At 69.6% G+C, this 21,725-nt stretch carries 6 protein-coding genes; 5 read left to right on the forward strand and 1 reads right to left on the reverse strand.

Annotated elements, in window-relative coordinates:
• The first annotated feature begins 28 nt into the window (after positions 1-28).
• The 5 genes from GBZ48_RS07010 to GBZ48_RS07030 all read left to right on the forward strand — a co-directional run bounded on the left by GBZ48_RS07010 (position 29) and on the right by GBZ48_RS07030 (position 6,554).
• Positions 29-883, forward strand: a complete 855-nt coding sequence (locus tag GBZ48_RS07010) for an ABC transporter ATP-binding protein (protein WP_174470357.1) — start codon at positions 29-31, stop codon at positions 881-883.
• A gap of 3 nt (positions 884-886) precedes the next feature.
• Positions 887-1,660: an ABC transporter permease subunit gene (locus tag GBZ48_RS07015; RefSeq protein ID WP_174470358.1), complete on the forward strand. Its 774-nt coding sequence runs from the start codon at positions 887-889 to the stop codon at positions 1,658-1,660.
• Positions 1,661-1,687: 27 nt separating this feature from the next.
• On the forward strand, positions 1,688-2,710 hold the full coding sequence (locus GBZ48_RS07020) for an ABC transporter substrate-binding protein (RefSeq protein ID WP_174470359.1): 1,023 nt from the start codon (positions 1,688-1,690) through the stop codon (positions 2,708-2,710).
• Between the two features lie 57 nt (positions 2,711-2,767).
• Positions 2,768-4,339: a gamma-glutamyltransferase family protein gene (locus GBZ48_RS07025; protein ID WP_174470360.1), complete on the forward strand. Its 1,572-nt coding sequence runs from the start codon at positions 2,768-2,770 to the stop codon at positions 4,337-4,339.
• Positions 4,340-4,697: 358 nt separating this feature from the next.
• Complete coding sequence (locus GBZ48_RS07030; RefSeq protein ID WP_174470361.1) at positions 4,698-6,554, forward strand: tetratricopeptide repeat protein; 1,857 nt, start codon at positions 4,698-4,700, stop codon at positions 6,552-6,554.
• Positions 6,555-6,664: 110 nt separating this feature from the next.
• Here the strand turns inward: GBZ48_RS07030 and GBZ48_RS07035 are convergent, their stop codons facing one another.
• The gene (locus GBZ48_RS07035) at positions 6,665-21,451 is read right to left on the reverse strand and encodes an Ig-like domain-containing protein (RefSeq protein ID WP_174470362.1); all 14,787 of its coding nucleotides are present in this window, start codon (positions 21,449-21,451) and stop codon (positions 6,665-6,667) included.
• Positions 21,452-21,725: the final 274 nt, after the last annotated feature.

A 21,725-nucleotide genomic window follows, 5' to 3' on the forward strand; every position in this document is an offset into this window, starting at 1 on the left:
TTCACCGATCCGCCACGAGGTACGCCGCATGTCCCGATCCCACGCCATCCCGCAAGGCCACCCGTCTATCGCCCCCTCCATCGCCGTCGAGCTTTCGCAGGCCGCCGTTTCGTTCGGCAAGCCGGGCAAGACGGTCGCAGCCTTGCAGGAAACCAACCTTCGGATCGCGGCAGGCGAATTCGTCGCCCTGGTCGGACCGTCGGGCTGCGGGAAATCGACGATCCTGCGGCTGACGGCCGGCCTGCTGAACCCGACGCGGGGGGCCGTCATCGTCGGCGGGCGCGAGGTGGGGGCCAAGGCGCTGCGCATCGGCATGGCCTTCCAGAATCCGACCATGCTGCCCTGGCTCACCATCGAGCGGAACGTCATGCTGCCGCTGAAGATCGTGCGGCCCTTCCGCTCCGACTATCGCGCCAAGCGCAGGACGGAGTTCCGCGACCGGGTGCATGCCCTGCTGGCCGATGTCGGGCTCGACAAGTTCGCCAACCATTACCCCTGGCAGCTGTCGGGCGGGATGCTGCAACGCGCGAACCTGTGCCGCGCCCTCATCCATGAACCGAGCCTGCTGCTGCTCGACGAGCCGTTCGGCGCGCTCGACCAGTTCACCCGCGAGGAGCTGTGGGGAACGATGCAATCCCTGTGGCTGAAGCGCAAACCCACCGTCCTGCTGATCACCCACGATCTGAAGGAAGCCGGTTTCCTCGCCTCGCGCATCTGCGTGATGAGCGCCCGCCCCGGCCGCATCATCGACGACAGCGCCGTCGATTTCCCCCGGCCGCGCACGGTCGACATGACCTTCGACGCCGATTTCGTCGCCCTCAACCAGCGCCTGCGCGACCTCATCATCGATGCGCGCAGCGATGCCGCAATCCAGGGAGCCTGAGCCGTGAGCTACGACCTGCGCCGCCGCCTCTGGGCCGCCCTCCTCATCCTCGGCTTCTTCGCGGCCTGGGAAATCCTCTGCCTCGTCCTCCAGGTCTCCGACCTGGTCCTGCCACGCCCGACCCAGGTCTTCGCAACGCTGGCCGCGCGCTTCGGCATCCTCCTGCCCCATGTGATGCAGACCCTGTGGACCACGATGATCGGCTTCGTCCTGGGCGTCACCGTCGGGGTGGTCATCGGGGCGGCCATCGGCGTCTCGCGCACCGCCTACGACACGGTCTATCCGCTGCTGATCGGCTTTTCCTCGATCCCCAAGGTCGCGGTGGTGCCGATCTTCGTGCTGTGGTTCGGATCGGGCGCGACGCCGGCCATCCTCACGGCGCTCGCGATGTGCTTCTTCCCCATCGTCGTCAACATCGCGACCGGCCTCGCCACCACCGAACCGGAACTGGAGGACGTGTTGAAGTCGCTCGGGGCCAGCAGGCTCGACATCCTGTGGAATGTCGGCCTGCCCCGCACCATGCCCTTCTTCTTCGCCTCGCTGAAGATCGCCGTCACCTTCGCCTTCGTCGGCAGCGTGCTGTCCGAAACCGTCGCCTCCAACAAGGGCATCGGCAACGTGATGATGACGGCCTCCTCCAACTTCGACGTGCCGCTGGTCTTCGCCGGCCTCTTCCTGCTCGCCGCCCTCGGCATCCTGCTCTACGTCGCCTTCTCGCTGGTCGAGGCGCGCGTCACCGGCTGGGCCACCCGCCGGCAGGGCTTTGCCTCCGCCTGATCCATCCTTCCGAAACGGAGCCTCCCCATGTTGAAAAAGCTTCTCGCGACGCTTGCGCTCGGCCTTTGCCTGGGCGGAACGGCGTCGGCCGACACCAACATCAAGTTCACGCTCGGCTGGAAGACCCAGGGCTCCGACGCGCCGTTCCTGCTGGCCTTGCAGAAGGGCTATTTCAAGGCGGAGGGGCTGAACGTCACCATCGACCAGGGTGAAGGGTCGGCGGCCACCGTGACCCGCATCATGTCGGGCGCCTACGACGCCGGCTTCGGCGACATCAACGCGATCATCCAGAATGCGGCGACCCGTCCCGGCGACGTGCCGGTCATGGTCTATCAACTCTGGAACAAGCCGCCCTTCGCCATCGTCTCAAAGAAGGCGACCAACATAGCGACGCCCGCCGATCTCGTCGGCAAGAAGCTGGGCGGCGCCCAGGGCACCCCGACCACCCGCCTCGTGACCGTGCTCGGCACGCTCAACAAGGTCGACATGACCAAGGTCGCCATCGAGAACATGGGGCCGAACCTGCAGGAGCCAATGCTGATCAAGGGCGACATCGACGGCGCCCTGGTCTTCAACATCACCAGCTGGTTCAACCTGATCAACAACCGCCAGGATCCGGCCAAGGACTACAACTGGCTGCTGTTCGGCGATTTCGGCCTCGACCTCTATTCCAACGGCATGATGGTTTCCCAGAAGCTGATCCGGGAGAACCCGGCCGCCGTCACCGGCCTCGTCCGCGCGGTCAACAAGGCGGCGGTCGAGATCGGCGGGGATCCTGCCGCCGGGCTGAAGGCGGTCCTGGCCTACGACAATCTGGCCAAGGAGGAGCTTGAGCGCGCCCGCATGATCTTCTCCTATGAGCATCTCATCGTTTCGCCGGAAGTCGACAGGCTCGGCCTCGGCGATGTGGACGACGCCCGCCTCGCCCGCTCCATCGGCATCGTGGTCGAAGGCTATCAGCTGACCGCCACGCCCAAGCCGGACCAGATCTTCACCCGCCAGTTCCTGCCGCCGCCGGCCGACCGCAAGCTCGCCTACAAGACCAACTGACAGCAGGGAACAGGCCCGGCCGGACCGACGACCGGGTTCCACCAGAGGGGGAAAGAGATGAACGTCGCCCGGCCCGGAATGGTCACCAGTCCGCATCCCCTGGCCTCCGACGCCGGAGCCGCCGTTCTGGCGAAGGGCGGCACCGCCATCGAAGCGGCGGTCGCCATCGCCGCCTGCCTGTCCGTCGTCATGCCACATTTCTGCGGGATCGGCGGCGACGCCGTCTGGCTGGTGGCGGACCGGCAGGGAGGGCAACGCTGCCTCCTCGGCATCGGACAGGCGGCGGAGACCCTGCCCGCCTATGACGCTGCCATCCCTCTGCGTGGACCGGCCTCGACCGTCACCTCGGCCTGCGCGGTCGACAGCTGGGGTCATGCGCTGGCCTACAGCGCGGATCGCTGGGGTGGCACACAGGCCTTCGCCGACCTTCTCGCCCCCGCCATCGCCCTGGCCCGGGACGGCTATGTCCCGAGCCGCTCGCAACAGTTCTGGTTCGATTTCCGCCGCGACGAGATCCCGCACTGGGGAGGCTTCGCGGACCATTTCAACGCGGCCCCCGGCGCCCTCTTCAAGCAGCCCGGCCTCGCCCGCAGCCTCTCCCTGCTGGCGGAGGACGGTTACCGGTCCTTCTATGACGGGCGGCTGGCCGAGCAGCTGGCAGAAGGGCTTGCCGCTGCCGGCTCCCCTCTCGGCGCCGTCGATCTGGCCGCAACACGGACGCGGGACGAGGCCCCCGCAAGCCTGGACTATCGCGGGTTGACCCTGCTGGCGCCACCGGCGCCGACGCAGGGGCTATCCACGCTGGCGATCATGGGCATCCTCTCCCACTTCGATCTGGCGGCCCTGTCCCCCACCAGCCCGCTCCGTTACCATCTGCTGGTCGAAGCGGTGAAGCAGGCTTTCCTGGACCGGCCGCGGATCGCCGATCCGGACTGTGCCGAACCGCCTCCCTGGGATTTCCTCGATCCGCAGCGTCTGGCCGCCAAGGCCGCCGCCATCGAGCCGGCGCACGCGCTCCCCTGGCCCCATCCCTACCAGCATGGCGATACGGTCTATTTCGCCGCGGCCGACGAACAGGGACGCTGTGCCAGCGTCCTGCAAAGCACCTATTTCGACTGGGGCAGCGGTGTCCTGATCGGCGACACCGGCATCCTCTGGCAGAACCGTGGCGCGGCATTCTCCACCGTTCCCGGCGACCGCAACGGGATCGAGCCGGGCAAGCGCCCCTTCTATACCCTCAATCCCGGCATCGCCCTCAAGGATGGGAACCCTCACCTTCTCTACGGCACCCAGGGTGCGGACGGCCAGCCGCAGACCCTGTCCGTGCTGCTCAGCGGCATGATCGATCACGGCATGACGCCCGAGGAGGCGCTCGCCCAGCCCCGCTTCCTTCTGGGCAAGACATTCTCCGACAGCCGCGACAGCCTCAAGATCGAAGCGTCCCTTGGCGGGGCCGCGATGGAGACCCTTGCCACTCTGGGGCATGAGGTGGCGCCCCTTCCAGCCCTGTCGCCGATCTTCGGCCAGGCGGGAGCCATCAGGCTCACCGATGCAGACACCCTGTACGGAGCCCACGATCCGCGTGGCGAAGGCGACGCGATCCGATCCCAGAGGGCGCTGCCCGGATAACGCGCCACTTCGACCGGCTCGCCGGAAAGACCTCTCCAGTGCGGCGGGCTCCGCCTCGCGGCGACAAGAGCCCGTGCAGGCGCATGTCAAGACGGGTTGCCAAGCCGGGACTGTTGCGGCGTGAGGCAGTCCTCGGGCATCGAGTTCGCTGTGGGCTGCTTGAATTCGCATGGAAATGCCCCGTCCACCTGCTCCAAGCCGGTTTCAGGACCTGAACGATGCTGCCCTTGGCGTCGGAAAGCGCTATGTATTTCCAAAGACTTGCTGACGCCACGAGGATGAGGGTGAGGACATGGGCCAGCTGGCCAAACCTGAGGTCGGGAAAGGCCCAGCGGCCACACTGCCCGACGTGAGGTCGATGCTCGCCTCCGCGGTTGCCCGGCATAAGGCAGGGGATGCTGCCGCCGGCACTCTGTACCGGGCCATTCTGTCCGCCGAACCGTCGCATAGCGACGTCCTTCACCTGCTTGGCGTGACAGCGTTGCAGACCGGGGCGGCGGAGGTGGCCAGCCGCTGGCTGCGGCGGGCGCTCGTGGTCGACAGAGCTCAGGCCTACTACCGCAACAGCCTTGGTGAAGCCTTCCGCGCACTCGGCCGGCCGGACAAGGCGCGGGAACAGTACCGCTTGGCGCTCACGCTCAATCCGGCCTACCCGGAAGCGCTGGCCAACCTGCACAGGCAGCCCCTGCCGGGCGACGATGCGTCGGTCCTGCTCGAGCGCTTCTGCCGCCTCCGCCCGGCCAAGGCAAGCGAACTCCTGGCCGTTGCCGATCACCGCCTGCTTTCGGGACGGCTGGCCGACGCGCGCACCGCCTATCGGGCGGCAGTGGCGCTGGAACCGGCAACGGTCCAGGCCTACGTCAACCTCGGCGCCACCGCCTCGCGGGAAAAGAACCATGCGCAGGCCGCGGCCGCCTATCGCCGGGCCCTGCGCCTGTCCCCCGATCATCCGGGGGCGTGGAACAACCTCGCCAGCGCCGTATGGGAGTTGAACGACGGCCAGGGTGCCGTCCGCTTCTGCCGCCGATCCGTGGCGCTCAAGCCGGACCATCCCGATCCCTACGCCAACCTCGGCTATGTCCAGCGGTCCCAGGCCCGGAACGGCGATGATTTCGCCGAGGCGGCGACGCTGTGCCGGCAAGCCCTGCGGATCAACCCGTCGCATGTCTCGGCGCTGAACAATCTCGGCATCGTCAACCTCGACCTCGGCCAACTGGACGAGGCCGAGCGCCTGTTCAACCGGACGCTGGCCGCCGAACCGAAGCACCCCGACGCCCGCTTCAATCTGTCGCTGGCCCTGCTCAAAGCCGGCCGGCTCAAGGAGGGCTGGGACCATTACGAGGCCCGCTGGGAAACCGGCCAGCTCCCGACGGTGAACGGGCAGTTGCGGGCCTGGCAGGGCGAGCCGCTGAACGGCGCCACCATCCTGCTGCATGCCGAGCAGGGACACGGCGACACCCTTCATTTCGTCCGCTACGCCCCGCTGGTGGCGGCGCGGGGCGGACGCGTGGTGCTGGCGGTCCAGCCGTCGCTGAAGCGGCTGGTCGCCGGCATGCCCGGCGTGGCTGCGGTCCATGCGCTGACGGACCCCTTCCCGAAGCCGGAGTTCCACTGTCCGCTGATGAGCCTGCCGCGGCTGCTCGGCACCGAGCTGGGCACGATCCCCGGCGGCATTCCCTACCTTTACCCGCCCGCCGAGGCGATCGGCAAATGGTTGGGCCAGCCCCTGCCGGGCGCCGGGCTGCGGGTTGGGTTGGTGTGGTCGGGAGACCCCCGGCTGGGCCTGCTGCGCGCGAACCTGACAGACCGGCGGCGCAGCATGAGCCTGCACGACCTGGCGCCATTGGCCGAGGTGCCGGACCTGCGCTTCGTGAACCTGCAGATGGGGGGGCCGGCGACGCAGCTCGCCGAACCGCCGGCGGGGATGGACATCCACGATCCGATGGGGGCCATCACCGATTTTGCGGACACGGCGGCCCTGGTGATGCGCCTCGATCTGGTGATCACCGTCGACACCTCGGTCGCCCATCTCGTCGGCGCGCTGGGCAAGCCCGTCTGGGTCATGTCGCGCTACGACGGATGCTGGCGCTGGCTTCAGGACCGCGACGACACGCCCTGGTACCCGACGATGCGGCTTTTCCGCCAGACCGCGCCGGGCGACTGGACGACCGTCATCAGGCGCGTCGCGGACGCCCTGCGTCAGTTGGCCGCATGATCACCCCGCCTGCGTGACGCTCCCGCCGGTTTCCAGGCGCTTCGGCACGCCCGTGGCGGGGCTGGCGGGGCGGAACACCGCCCCGCCCCGTCCTCCTGCCCCGACCGGCCTCAGCTCAGCCACAGGCCGCTGTCCGCGGCGGTGATCGTCCGCCCCTCGCGGACGCCGAAGTTCAGATAATGGGCCATCGGGTCCACCTTCGCCGCCGCGACATCCGGGTTGGCCGCCAGATAGGCACCGGTGTCGATCCAGGCCGACGGCGTCCGCCCCTCTTTCCAACCGAAGGCCTCGTAATGGTCATAGGCGCTGTCGATGGTGCCGGCCTGAAGGGCGGCGGCGACGTCGGCGTTGTGTTGCAGATACCAGGCCGTGTCGAACAGCGCGTTGGGATCGCGTCCCTCCTTTTCGCCCTTGAGCAGGTAATGCTGGAGGCCGCTGGTGAACAGCCCGGCGGCGACCGCCTTGGCGACATCCTCGTTCTGGGACAGGTAGAAGGCCTCGTCCAGCGCCACCGGTTGCAGCCGTCCTTCGGCTGCACCGTGCTGCCGATAGTGGTCCATGCCGCTGGCGAACTCGCCGCGCGCTACCGCCTGCGCCACATCGGCATTGCGGGCGAGGTACAGCGTCTCGCTGATCTGCGAGGCACCGGTGTCGCTGATGATGCCCGTGGGGGCGTTGACCAGGACCACACGGTCGTTGAACCGCAGGATCTCCACGCTTTCCAGCCGGTCGACGCCAAGCGTGGCGCTGGCCATCGTCAGCGCGCCATAGGCGCCGTGGGCGATCAGCACATCGGCGAAGTTCGCCTCCACCCGCACGGCGTCGACGCCTTCGTCGCCGCGCAGCAGATCGTCGCCGGCGCCGCCCGACAGACGGTCGTAGCCGAGCCCGCCGAACACCGTGTCGTTTCCGTCGTCGCCATAGAGCAGATCGCGGCCCTCCCGGCTGCCGATCACGTCGTCGCCACCGCCGCCGCGCAGCGTATCGTCCTCGGCGCCCAGGATGATGGTCTGGTTGGCGCTGTCGCCGATCGCCACGTTCGAGCCGGCGCCGCCGCCGACCGTGACCGCGCCGGTGATGACGGCGTAGTCCACGTTGTCGAGGTTCACCACCGTCCCGGCCGGAAGCTGGCGCGCGTCCAGCAGCACTGCCGAGGCCTGACCGGCCGGAGCCGAACCGGTGATGGTGATCGGCGTGGCCGGGGCCTGCCCCGTCGCGACGGTGGGCGTGACATGCCGCAGCGTCACCGTGCTGGTGAACGGCAGCGACTGGGTGAGTCCGGCGTTGGGCACGGTCGCGGTCGTCGGCGCGACGATGCCCAAGGTGCCCAGCTGGCTGGAGAAGGAGTTGGCCAGCTCGCCCAGGGTCAGTCCGGAGGTGGTGCCGGTCGAGGTCATGCCCACGCCGGTCGGCAGGCTGGCCACCAGCACCGGGGCGACCGTGGTTCCGGCCAGCGGCACGTCCGCCAGGCTGGTCTTGCTGTCCGTATCGGTCCGGTTCTCCGCGACCGGGGCGATCACCACGGACTCCGTCGGACGGCCCATGCCGTCGGTGCCCGTCGTCATCGTCGTCGGCACGCCGTCGATCACGACCGTCGTCGTGGGCGGCGGGGGCGAAGGAGTGGCATTGACGATGGCCTGCCCGACGAGGCTGGCCATCTCATTGCCCGCCTGATCAGACAAGGCACTGCCCGACAGGGCTGGATCGTAGCTGAAGGTCACGGTCTGCCCGTGAGACACGGCGGACGCGAGCGTCAGGGTCAGGGTGTCGCTGCCCGTACCCGAGACCGCGGTGATGGCGCGGGGCGTGCCGTCGACCGTCACGCTCATGCCGGTGGTCTGATGGGGAGCCGCGGCGAGGCTCACCGCCTCGGCAAAGGTCAGGGTCAGCAGGCTCCCGTTGACGGAGAGCGCCGCCAGGAGCGTCGGCGCCACCGTGTCGATGGTCACGGCGAACCCGCTGGATGCGGACGAGCTGTTGCCGGCCAGATCGACGGCCATGGCGCTCAGCGTGTGGACTCCCTCGCTCAGCGAGGCCGCCGACAGGCTCCAAACCCCGGTCGTCGCGTCGGCCGTGGCCGTCCCGAGGGAGGAGGCCCCCTCGTACAGGGTGATGGTGCTGCCCGCCTCGGCGGTGCCGGTGATCGTCGGCGTGCCGGTGTTGGTCAACGTGCCGGCGCCGGTGGCAAGGCCGAGACCGGTCGGGGCCGCCACGGCGGTGTCGATGGTGACGATCAGCCCGCTGGACGCCGCCGAGGTGTTGCCGGCCGCATCGAAGGCCCTGGCGGTGAGCGTGTGCACCGCATCGGACAGGGAGGAGGCCCCGATTGTCCAAAGCCCGCCGCCCCCGGCCGTGGCCGTCCCGACGGCGCTTCCGCCATCGTACAGCACGACCCTGTTGCCGGCCTCCGCCGTGCCGACGATGGTCGGCGTGGCGATGTTGGTCAGGTTGTCGGTGCTGCTGGCACCGCTGTCCGTCGTCAGGTCGAGGGCGCCGGGAGCCGCCGCGACGGTGTCGACGGTCACGATCAGCGCGCTGGACGCCGCCGAGGTGTTGCCGGCGGCATCGACCGCACGCACGGTCAGGCTGTGGGCGGCATCGGACAGCGCCGAAGACGGGCTGACCGTCCACAGGCCGCTGCCGTCCACCGTCGCCGAGCCGACGAGAAGGGCGCCGTCATACAACAGCACCGTGCTGCCCGCCTCCGCGGTACCGGTGATCGGCGGCGTGGCGTTGTTCGTCAGGGTATCGTCGTCGTTGGCGAGGTCCAGATTGCCCGGCGCCGTGGGCGCCGTGGTGTCGATGCTGAAGATGAAGGGCGCCGACAGCGGCGATTCGACCCCGTCGGGGTCCGTGGCGGTGGCGGTGAAGGTGTAGCTCGACCCGCTCAGGCTTCCGGCCGTGATCGACCAGCGGCCGCTTCCGTCCGCAGTCCCCGTCCCGACGACGGTGATGAAGTCGTACAGCGTCACCACGCTGTTCGCCACCGCCGATCCCGTGATGGTCGGGGTGCGGACGTTGGTCAGCCGGTCGGCCTGGACGCCGCTGTCGGAGGCCGGAGCCAACCCGAGATCCGTCGGGGCGGTGCTTTCCGGCGTGATGGTCAGCGTCAGGCCACTGCTTGCCGACGAGGTGTTGCCGGCCGCGTCCACGGCCCTGACGGTCATGGTCTGGGCGCCGAGGCTCAGCGTCGAGGTGCCACCCGACCAGTTCCCGGACCCATCCGCGTCGGTCTCGCCGACCAGCGCGCCGTTGGCGTACAGCAGGATGTGCGCGTTCGCCTCGGCATTGCCGGTCAGCACCGGTTGCCGGACGTTGGTCACGAGGTTGTTGAGACGGCCGCTGTTGCTGTCGTCACTCAGCACCGGGGTGGCGGGTGCCGATGGCGCGGTCGTGTCGATCGTCACCGCCAGCCCCGAGGCGGAGGTGGCCGTATTCCCGGCGCGATCGACCGTCGTGACCGAAAGCTGACGCAAGCCGGAGTTCAGCGTCGTCGAGGTGATCGTCCAGGCGCCGTTGCCGTCGGCCGTCGTGGTGCCCACCGCGACGTTGCCGTCGTACAGCGTGACCACGCTGTCCGCCTCGACCATGCCGATGAGCGTCGGCGTGGTGTCGTTGGTCAGCAGATCGTCGCGCCCGCTGCCGGTGTCGGACGCCTGGGCCAGCAGCATCGAGCGGACCGGCGTCACGACATCGATGGTCACCAGCGGAGCGGACGGCCCCGCGGTGTTGCTGTTCGCGCCGGGCGCCACCGCCGTCAAGGTATAGTCGGCCACGCCCAGGTCGCTTGCCAGCAGGGTCCACAGGCCGTTGCCGTCGGCCGTCGCCGACCCGAAGAAGGTGATGCCCTCCCCGGCGGGGTTCACGCCCTCATAGAGCTGAACGACGCTGTTGGCGCCCGCGCTTCCGCTCACCCGCATGATCGAGCGGACGGCCGTCGTCAGGTCGATGGTCACGATCAGCTCGCCGGAGGCGTTGCTGGTGTTCCCGGCCAAATCCGTTGCCCGCACGGTGAGCGTGTGCGCGCCCTCCGTCAAAGCGCCGGCCGTCACCGACCAGCGGCCGTCGCCGCCGGCGGTTCCCAGCCCGACGAAGACGCTGCCGTCATACAGGGTGATGACGCTGTTGGCCTCGGCGCTTCCGCTCACCGTCGGCGTGCTGTCGGAGGTCAGCCGGTCGCTGTTCGAGCTGCCGAGGTCGGAGCCCGCCGTCAGAACCGGCGTGGTCGGAACGTCCGCCGCCGTGTCGATGGTGACGATGAGCACACCGGCGGCGCTGGTGTTGCCCGCCACATCGACGGCGGTCGCGGTCAGCGAATGCGTGCCGCTGGAGAGCGTCGACGCCACGTCGATGGACCAGACGCCGGCCCCGTCGGCGGTGGCCGTGCCGATGTTCACGCCGCTGACGTCGTCGTGCAGCGTGACGATGCTGTTCGCCTCGGCGACGCCCAGGACCGTGGGCGTGGCGACATTCGTGATGCGGTCGTTCCCCAGCGCACCGCTGTCGGAGCCGGTGCCGAGGCCCAGCCCCGTCGGCGTGGCCGAGGTGAGATCGATGGTGATGACGAGCGGAGCCGAGGCTGCGCCGGTGTTGCCCGCCACATCACGGGAAATGACGGTCAGGCTGTGCGTGCCCTCGCTCAGCGACGCCGAACTCATGGTCCAGGCGCCGGCGCCGTCGGAGGTCGAACTGTTCAGAAGGGTGGCGCCGTCATACAGCATGACCACGCTGCCCGGCTCCGCCGTCCCGGTCAGGACCGGCGTCGTGCTGTTGGTCACGAGGTCGGCGGTCGAGCCGCTGTTGGAGCCCGCCGCCAAGGCGATGGACGAGGGCTGGGGTGCCGCGGTGTCGATGGTGACGAGCAGGACGGCCGAGGCGGCGCTGGTGTTGCCGAACTGGTCGATGGTCGTCGCCGTCAGGGTGCGCTCACCGTCCGCCAGGCCAATCGCCTGTACCGTCCAGTTGCCGTCGAGACCGGCGGTCGACATGCCGACCAGGGCCGAGCCGTCGTACAGCATGACGACGTTGGAGGCTTCGGCCGTGCCGCGGATCGTCGGCGACGCGACGTTGGTCAGGCGGTCGGTTGCGCTGCTGCCGGAGTCGGTCGCCAGGACGAGGCCGCTTGGCGCGGCGGCCTGCGTGTCGACGGTGACGACCAGCGCGGCGGAGAGGCCGCTGGTGTTGTCGGTGACGTCCACAGCCCTGGCCGTGAAGGCGTGGGCACCGTCGGCCAGCGTCGGCGTGGTGAAGGACCAGGTGCCAAGCCCGCTTGCCGTGACCGTCCCGACGGAGACGGCGTTGTCGTAGAGCGTGACAATGCTGCCGGCTTCGGCGGTGCCGGTGATGACCGGTGCGGTGACGTTCGTCCTGTTGTCCGCCGTGTCGCGGCCGCTGTCCGATCCGGTGGCGAGGGCCAGCCCGCCGGGTGTGTCGGCGGTGAGATCGATGGTCACCGTGAGGCCGTTGACGCCCGCGTTCCCCGCATTGTCGAACGAGGAAATTCCGAAGTTGTAGACACCCGCGGCCAGAGAACTCGACGGCGTGAAGCTCCAGGCGCCGGTCATGGCGTCCGCCACCACCGTCCCGATGGCCTGGGCGGTTCCCCCGTTGAACGCGCTCGTGATCGTGACGATCCGGCCGGCGCCGAGCGTGTCCGTTCCCACGATGCCGCTGAGCGTCGGCATGGTGTCGGAGGTGATCCGGTCGCTGTTGGATGAGCCGGTGTCCGACGACGGGGTAAGCGCAATCGAGACCGCGTCCGGCTCGGTGTCGATGGTGAAGTTCAGCGAAGCGGAGGCGGAACTGGTGTTGCCCGCCACATCGACAATCGTGGCGAACAGCGAATGCGCCGTTCCGGTGCCGCCCGCCAGGACGGAGCTGGTGATCGACCAGGCGCCCGTGCTGTCGGCGGTGCCGGTGCCGAGCACCGTCGATCCTTCCAGCAGGGTGACGACGCTCCCCGCCTCCGCCCGCCCGGTGATCGTCGGGGTGGTGGCGGAGGTCAGGTTGTCGCCCACGAGTCCGGTATCGGAGGCGGCAGCCAGGGCAAGCCCCGTCGGGGCCGCCGCCGTGGTGTCGATTGTGACCGTCAGCGCCGCGGAGGCGGCGCTGGTGTTGCCGGCCAGGTCGAGCGCGACCGCGGACAGCGTGTGCGTCCCGTCGGTCAGCGACGGGGTGGTGATCGACCAGGCACCGCTGCCGTTGGCCGTCACGGTGCCGAGACTGGTCGTGCCGTCATACAGCGTGACGAGGCTGTTCGCCTCGGCCGTGCCGGTGAGGGTCGGGGCGGAGACCGAGGTGATGCGGTCGGCCGTGGAGCCGCTGTTCGAGCCGGCGCTGAGCGACGGGGTTCCCGGCGCGGCGGGCGCCGTGGTGTCCACGGTGATGGTCAGCGCCGCGGACGGATCGCTGGTGTTGCCGGCGACGTCGACCATCCGGGCTGACAGCGTGTGCGCACCCGCACCGAGCCCGCTGGCGGCGATGGTCCAGACGCCCGACCCGTCGGCCGTGCCGGATCCGACGAGGCTGGCGCCGTCATAGAGCCGGACGAGGCCGTTCGCCTCGGCCGTGCCGGTGAGGGTCGGCGAACCGGTGTTGATCAGCCGGTCGGTGTTGGAGGCGCCGCTGTCGACGACGAGCGACGGGGTCCCCGGCGCCGCCGCGGAGGTGTCGATGGTGATGACCAGCCCGGCGGAGGCCACCGAACTGTTGCCGGCGCCGTCGACCGCACGGGCGGTGAGGGTGTGGGTGCCCGGAACCAGGGTGCCGGTGGCAATCGACCAGACGCCCAGCCCGTTCACGGTGGTGGAGCCGTAGCTCACGCTGCCGTCGTAAAGGGTGACGACGCTGCCCGCTTCGCCGGTGCCGGTGATCGTCGGGTTGACGATCCTGGTGATGCCGTCCGTGCTGGAGCTTCCGCTGTCGTAGGCGGCGCCCAGCACCGGCGTGCCGGGCGCCGCCTGGACGGTGTCGATGGTGACGTTCAGCGGCGAACTGGCGGCGCTGGTGTTGCCGGCGGCGTCGGTTGCCTTCACCGTCAGCGTGTTCACGCCGTCGGCCAGCGACGCGGCGGTGATGGTCCAGCCCCCGCCGCCGCCGGCGGTCGCCGTGCCGACGGCCGTGGTGCCGCTGTAGAGGACGACCGTGCTGCCCGCCTCGGCCGAGCCGGACAGCGTCGGGGTCGCGACGTTGGTGAGGCGGTCGGTGTTCGACGTCCCGCTGTCGGAGCTGGTCGCGAGCGTGATGCCGGTCGGCGCGTTCGGCACGACCGTATCGATGGTGATCACCACCGCCGAGGACAGGACGCTGGTGTTGCCGGCGGCGTCCATGCCGCGCGCGGTCAGGGTGTGCGGACCGTTGCCCATCTGGCTGCTGGTGATGGTCCACAGGCCGGCGCCGTCGGCGGTCGTCGTTCCGCGCAGCGTGCTGCCTTCGTAAAGCGAGACGAACCCGCCGGCCTCCGTCGTGCCCGTGAAATCGGGCGTGGAGTCGTTCGTCGTCCAATCGCCGGTGACCCCGGTGTCGCTTGCGGCCGACAGGGCCAGCGAGGGCACCGCCGCAACCGTGTCGATGGTGACGACGAGAGCCGCGGAGGTCGAGCGGTTCCCGGCGAGGTCGGTCGCCTCGGCGGTCAGGCTGTGGTTGCCCGCCGCCAGCGAGGGTGACAGCAGCGACCAGCCGCCGAGGCTGTCGGCAACGACCGTGCCGAACGCGGTCGCGCCGTCGTACAGGACGACGGTGCTGCCCGCCTCGGCCGTGCCGCTCAGCGGCAGGACAGTGTTGTTGGTGAGATGGTCGCTGTTCGAAATGCCGCTGTCGGACGCAACGGCCATGAGCAGGCTGGGCTGCGGGGTGGACAGGTCGACCGACAGGAGGAGGCTGCTCGACACCGTGGAGGTGTTGCCGGCCCGGTCGACGCTGAGCGCCGTCAGGGAATGGTTGCCCTGCGACAGGGAGTTCGTGGTGAGGGAGAAGGCACCGGTCGCGTCCGCCGTCGCCGAGCCGACGCTGACGTTGCCTTCATACAGGGTGACGACGCTGAAGCTCTCCGCCGTGCCGACAATCGTCGGCGTGGCAAGCTTGGTCAGCCCGTCGGTGTCGGACACCCCGGTGTCGTTCCCGGCCGCCAGGGCCAGGTTCGACATCGTGAGATTCTCGGTGTCGATGGTGACGATCAGCGGAGCGGATGCCGCGGCGGTGCTGTTGCCGGCCAGATCGGTGACGCGGGCGGTCAGCGTGTGGGTGCCGCTGATGAGCGTCCCCGTGGTCACCGTCCAGTTCCCCGAACCGTCGGCGGTTCCCGTGCCGACGAGCGCGGTGCCGGCGTAGAGGGTGATGACGCTGTATGCCTCGGCGCTTCCGCTCACCGTGGGCGTGGTGTCGTTGGTGAGCTGGTCGTTGGCGATGCCGCTGTCGGAACCGGCGGTCAGGCTGGGCGCCGACGACGGCAGGACGGTGAGGTCGACGTTGACGATCAGGGCCGCCGCCACGACCGCCGTGTTGCCGGCCGGATCCACGGCGTGGGCCGACAGCGTGTGCAGCCCCTCGGTCAGCGTCGGGCTGGCGACCGACCATTGGCCGAGGCTGTCCACCGTCGCGCTGCCCAGCAGGGTGTTTCCGTGGGCATCGTAGAGCGTGACGATGCTGCCGGCCTGGGCGGTGCCGGTGATGACCGGCGCCGTCACCGACGTGACGGCATCGTTGTTGACGCGGCCGCTGTCGGTGGCCGCCGTCAGGGCCAGGCCGCCCGGGGTCGGGGGCGTGGTGTCGATGGTCAGCAGAAGCGAAGCCGAGGCGCTGCTGGTGTTGCCGGCGTCGTCCACGGAGCGGACGGTCAGCGTGTTCACGCCGTCGGCGAGGCTGCCGGCGGTGATCGTCCAGGCGCCCGTTCCGTCGGCGGTGGCCGTTCCGACGCTGATGCCGCCGCTGTAGAGATGGACGGTGCTGAGCGCCTCCGCCGTGCCGGTCACGGTCGGCGTGGCGACCGATGTGAGGAGATCGCCCGGCGTGCTGCTGTCCGAGGCCGGGTCCAGCACCGGCGCGGACGGCGCATCCGGGGCGACGGCGTCGATGGTGATGACCAGCGGGGCCGAAGCGGCGGCCGTGTTGTTGCCGGCGGCATCGACGACGCGCGCCGTGATGGTGTGCGACCCGTTGCTCAACGGCGTCTCGATGGAATAGACGCCGGTGCCATTGGCCGTGCCCATGCCGACGAAATTGCCGCCGTCGTACAGCGACACCACCGCGCCGCTCTCCACCGTGCCGGTGAAGGTGGGCGCGAGCAGGCGGGTCTTCCCGTCGCCCGACACCCCGGTGTCCGACGCGGGGGCCAGCGCCGGCGCACCGGGCGCGTCGACGGTCAGGTCGACCGTCACCACCAGCGTTCCGGCGCCGCTCGACGTGTTGCCGCTGGGGTCCACCGCGGTGGCGGTTAGGGTGTGCGTGCCCTCGGCGAACGCGGTCCCGGTGTAGGACCAGGCGCCGTTGCCGTCCGCGAGCAGCGTCGCCAGTGGCGTCAGGCTGCCGGCCAAGCCGTCATAGAGCGTGACAGTGCTGTTCGCCTCGGCGGAGCCGGTCAGCGACAACGTCGTGGCGTTGGTGATGCGGTCCGTGGCGCTGTAGCCGGTGTCCGACGCCCCGGTCAGGGCCATGGCGCTCGGAGCCGGGGTGGACAGGTCGATGGTGACGGTCAGCGCCGCGGAGGCGGCACCCGTGTTGCCGGCCGCGTCGATGGCCCGCGCCGTCAGCGTGTGTCCGCCCTCGGCCAGCGTGCCCGTCCCGATGGTCCAGACCCCGCCCGTCGCAACCTGCGTGCCCAGCGCGGTGGCGCCGTCGTACAGGACGACGGTGGCCCCGACCTCCGCCGTTCCGGTGACGGTCTGCGTCCGGATGTTGGTGACGTTGTCGCGGACGCCGCTGTCGTCGGCCGGATCGGTCGACAGCCCGCCCGGCGCGTCGGGCGCCGTCGTGTCGACGGTGACCACGAAGGCCGAGGAGGCATTGCTGGTGTTGCCGACGACGTCCACGACGCGCGCGGTCAGGCTGTGCGTGCCGTTGCCGAGCGCGGAGGTGGTCACCGACCAGTTGCCGCTGCCGTCCACGGTGGCGGTGCCGACGAGGTTGGCGCCGTTGTACAGCGAGACGGTGCCGTTGGCCTCCGCCGTTCCGGTGATGGTCGGGGCCAGGACGCCGGTGATCGCGTCGCCCGCCAGGCCCGTGTCGGATCCCGTCGCCAGGGCGAGGCCGGTCGGGGCGTCGGCGGTGCGGTCGATGGTGACGACAAGGCCGCCGGAGGCGGCGCCGGTGTTGCCGGCGATGTCCACCGCGCGGGCGGTGAGCGTGTGGACGCCCGCCGCCAGCGAGCCCGTGCTGAGCGACCATATCCCGCCGTCGGAGGCGGTGGCCGTGCCGAGCGCCGTGGTCCCGTCGTTGCCATACAGGGTGACGACGCTGCGCGCCTCGGCGGTGCCGGTGACGGTGACCGCGTCGAGGTTGGTGATGCGGTCGGTGTCGACCGAGCCGCTGTCCGATCCGGCCTGCAGCGCCAGCGCGCCCGGTTGATCGGGCGCCGTCGTGTCGATGGTGACCGTCAGGCCCGCGGAGGTGAGGACCGTCCCATAGGCATCGATCTTGGCATAAAGCGTGTGCGCGCTTCCGGTCGCCAACGTGCCGGTCGAGGCGACGGTCCACACACCGCTGCCATCGGCCGTGCCGGTGCCGATCAGCGTCAGGCCGCTGTAGAGGGAGACCGTCGCGCCCGCAAGCGCGGTTCCCGTCAGGATCGGCGAGACCACGTTGGTGATCCCGTCGTTGGGCACGCCGGAATCGGAGGCGAGCTGGAGGCCGCCGGGCACGCCGATGCGCCCGGTCACCGAAAGCGGCGTGGTCGTGACGGTTTCGTTGCCGGCCGCGTCCAGCGCGCGCGCGGTCATCGTGTAGGTGCCGCCGCCGAGTTCCGGCGTGGTGATCGACCACAGGCCGCTGTTGCCGACCGTCACGACCCCGAGCACCGCCGCCCCGACGGCGGAGCCGTCATACAGGGTGACGACGCTGTTGGCCTCGGCAGTGCCCGACAGGATCGGGGTGAACTGACCCGAAGGCCCGGCGGTGTCTGCCGTCGGTACCGACAATCCCGGCCCGGTGCGGTCGATGCTGATGACCAGACCGGTGGACAGCTGGCTGGTGTTGCCGGCCACGTCCACGGCGCTGGCGGTCAGGGTGTGGTCGCCCTCGCCGAGGCCGGTGATCGTGGCGGACCAGTGGCCGGAACCGTCGGCCGTCGCGCTGGCGCTCGAACCGCCGCCATAGAGCGTGACCGTGGCGCCGGCTTCGGCCGTACCGGTGATGGTGGGGGCCAGCGCGTTGGTCAGGACGTCGGCCTGACTGCCGCTGTTGGTGGAGCTGCTCAGCGCCAGGGCGCCCGGCGTCGCCGAGATCTGGTCGATCGTGATGGCGAGGGCGGCGGACGCGGCGCCGGTGTTGCCGGCGGTGTCCACCGCCCGCGCGGTCAGCGTGTGAGCCCCATCCCCCAGGCTGGCGGAGATGACCGTCCAGGCGCCGGTGGCGAGGTCCGCCGTGCCCGTCCCGAGCAGGACGTTGCCCTCATACAGCCGCACGGTGCTGCCGGCCTCGGCCGTGCCCGTGATCACCGGCGTGGGGATTCGGGTCCGGTTGTCGTTCGGCGTGCCGCTGTCGGAGTTCAGCAGGAGTCCGCCCGGAGCGTTCGGCGCCGTCAGGTCGATGTTGACGACAAGGCCGCCGCTCGCGGCGGAGGTGTTGCCGGCCGGATCGACGGCGCGGGCGGTCAGGGTGTGGATGTCGCCGGTCAGCGCGGACGAGGCGACCGTCCAGCTGCCGTCGGCCCCCGCCGTGGCTTGGCCGAGCAGGGTGTTGCCTTCGTAGAGAAGGACGATGCTGGACGCCTCTGCCGTCCCGGTGACCGAGGGCGTCGTGAGGTTCGTCCTCGAATCGCCGGTGACGCCGGTGTCCGACGCCGCCGCCAGGGCCAAGCCGGTCGGGGCGGATGCGCTGGTGTCCACCGTGACGGTGAAGGCGGCGGAGGGAAGGCTGGTGTTGCCCGCGGCATCGACGGCCCTGGCCGTCAGCGTGTGGGCGCCAACGGCGAGGCCGCTGGTGGCGATTTCCCAGTTGCCCTGGCCGTTGGCCGTCGCGGCGCCGAGCGCCACGGCGCCGTCGTAGAGCGTCACGGTGCTGCCGGCAGCCGCCGTGCCGGCGACGGTGGGCGAGACGAGGTTGGTGAGGCCGTCGGTCGTGCTGCGGCCGGTGTCGGTGGCGGCGGTCAGCTTCAGACCGCCCGGCGCGTCCGCCGTGGTGTCGATGGTCACGGCCAGGCTCCCCACGCCGTCCCGCGTGTTACCGGCCGCATCGCGCGAGCGGGTGGAGAAGGACCAGCTGCCGTCCGCGAGGGGGCTGCCTGCGGTCACGGTCCAGGCACCGGAACCGTCGGCGGTGCCCGTTCCCACCACGCTGCCGGAGACCAGAAGATCGATGACGCTGTTCGCCTCGGCCGTGCCGGTGAAGGTCGGCGTCCTGACGTTCGTCAGCCGGTCCGAGGAGGAACTGCCGCTGTCCGACGCCGCCGTCAGCGACGGGGCGGAGGGAGCGGCCGGCGGCGTGGTGTCGATGGTGACGACGAACGGACTTGAGGCGGTGCTGCTGTTGCCCGCCAGATCGACCGCGCGCGCGGCGAGGGTATGCGCGCCGTCGCCCAGCGCGCCCAGCGTCATCCGCCAGATGCCGCTTCCGTCGGCGGTCGCATTGCCGAGAAGGGTGGTGGAGTCCTTGTACAGGCTTACGACGGCATTGGCCTCCGCCGTGCCGCCGATGACCGGGGTGTTGATGGCGGTGAGGTTGTCGCCCAGGATCCCGGTATCGCTCGCCGTCGCCAGGGCCAAGCCGGTCGGGGCCGCCACCGTGGTGTCCACCGTGAGCGCGAGGCCGGCCGAGACGGTGCTCGTGTTGCCGGCCGTGTCCACCGCGCGGGCGGTCAGGGTGTGACCGCCTTGGGAAACCGCGGAGTTGGTGATCGACCAGGCACCGACGCCGCTGGCGGTCGTCGTTCCGACGCTCACCCCGTCGAGATACAGGGTGACCGTGCTGCCCGCCTCGGCGGTGCCCGTCACGGTCGGCGTCGTGACGTTGGTGACACCGTCGGCGGAGGAGCGGCCGCTGTCCGATCCCGGCGTGAAGGCCAGGGTCGGCGCGGTCGGCGCGGTCGCGTCGATGGTCAGCAGAAACTCGGCCGACGCCGCGCTCTCCATGCCGGAGGAGACGGTCTTCGCCGTGATCGTCCAGGTGCCGTCGGCGAGCGCCGTGGTCGCCGTGACCGCCCACTGCCCTGCCCCGTCGGCGGTTCCGCTGCCCAGCAGCGTGGTCCCGTTGCCGTAGAGATTGACGACGCTGCCCGCTGCGGCCGTGCCGGTCAGGGTCGGCAGGGTCGCGTTCGTCTTGGCGTCGCCCGGCGTGCCGCTGTCCGATCCGGGGCTGAGAGCGGGGGCCGAGGGCGCGGTCACCGCGACCGGAAAGACCAGGAAACGGTCGGCGTTGCCGATGTCCATGGCCTGACCGCCCACGAAGACGGTATCGATCCTGGACACATAGACGGTGCCGGCGGTTTCGGTAAGCCACACCACGTCGTTGCCGGCGCCGCCGATCAAGGTCTCGACCGACGACACCATCATGGTCATGCCGTTGTTGGCGCTGACCCCGGTTACGGACACGACGTCGTTGCCGGCGCCGCCGATCAGCGTCTCCAGGGAGGAGACCTTGACCGTGCTGCCGCCGTTGCCCAGCAGCACCGTTTCAGTGCCTCCCTTTCCGATGATCGTCTCGATCCCCGAGACGCTCATCGTACTGTCGGCGTTGTAGAGCGACACGAGAGCGTCTTCGCCGGTGGTGCCGATCACCGTCTCCAGCGCATGCACCTGCATGGTGTAGCCGGTCGTGTCCCAGGCGATGGGAGTCTCGCCGACGATCGGCGTCCCATCCCGGAACGTCATATTGACGACGTCGTTGCCGCTGCCGCCGATCAGCGTGTTGAGGCTGGCGACCGTGATGGTGGTACCGACATCCAGCAGGATGGCAGCGGTCTTGGAGCCGGTTCCACCGACGATGACGTCGACCATCGACACGGCGGTGGTGCCGCCGCCCGATTTCAGGTTGGCCGTGCCGGTCTGAAAGGCCATCGTGACGACGTCGCGGGCACTGCTGCCGATCACCGTCTCGAGGAAGGCCACACCAATGGTGCTGCCCATGCTACCGAGCATGACGGTGTCATTGTAGCTGCCGTTGCCGTTGCCGAGAAACACCTCGATGTTTCTGACCTGGACGGTGTTGCTGCCGCTCCCGATGGTCGCGACCATATCCAGGCCCGAGGTACCGATCAGCGTCTCGACCGCCGTTACGGTGGTGGTGGTTCCCACTTGGCCGTCGGCACCGAAACTGATGACGTCCTTGCCGGCGCTGCCGACAATCGATTTCAGATAGGCCACCGACATCGTGTTGCCGGCGGTGCTCGTCAGGACGATCAGGTTGGTGCCGGTGCTGGCGCCGACGAAGGTTTCGATCGACTCCACCGCCATGGACGTGCCGGTCGAGGCGCCCATGACCCGGTCGTAGCCGCCACTGCCGATCAGCGTCTCCAGCGCTCGTACGGTGATGGTGTTGCCGCCCGCACCCGCCAACGTGACAACGTCTTTGTTGCTGAGGCTCGTGCCACCGGTGATGTGGTCGAGGTTGGTGACCGCGAGGGTGCTTCCCGACGACCTCAGCACGACGCCGCGCGTGCCGAGTCCCTTGATGCCGGACCAGACATCTCCACTGCTGAAGATGTAGTCCGTGGCTCCCGCAACCAGGGTCAGAGTCTCACCGGCACCCATAACCAATCCCCGCTCAAGTGGCTTCCCGGCGGGAAGCTTGGCGACCATGGCCCAAGGACATGCATCGCACGCTGAAGCTCCACCCATCGCAGCAACCAGGAGGCGATCGCTTCGAAGAGTGGCAGACCAAAACCACTTAAAAGGGCTCCGTCAAGGAAGTCCAAAAGCGAAATCAATCAATTTGTGACGGCGTAAAATTAATGAATTTTTAACTATGTCTAATTTTAAAATTATTTCCAGACATTAATGAAGAGAATAAATAGAAGAAAATATT

The sequence above is a fragment of the Azospirillum melinis genome (assembly GCF_013340935.1).
Classification (GTDB): Bacteria; Pseudomonadota; Alphaproteobacteria; order Azospirillales; family Azospirillaceae; genus Azospirillum; species Azospirillum melinis.